The following is a 207-nucleotide window of genomic DNA, read 5'->3' on the forward strand; positions in this document are numbered from 1 at the left end:
ATCAAAAGCCGCTTTCAAATACGGATTGACCTGCACACGCGGATCTTGCCGGAAGGGCCGAATGTATTTGTAGAACTGCTTGGCGTTTCCAGATGAGGAATAATACCAAAGTGCAGTCGTATCCACCAAGTCAACCATTGACCCCAACTTGGATTTTTCATCAGCCCAAGTAATGCCTGATCCTGGATCATCCTTGGTGTCAGCTGG

General features: G+C 47.8%; 1 pseudogene. It reads right to left on the reverse strand.

What is annotated here, in order from left to right:
* Nucleotides 1–207, reverse strand: a pseudogene (locus CBI42_RS12510) (phosphatase PAP2 family protein); the annotation flags it as partial.

The sequence above is a fragment of the Streptococcus sp. KR genome, assembly GCF_002238115.1.
GTDB lineage: Bacteria > Bacillota > Bacilli > Lactobacillales > Streptococcaceae > Streptococcus.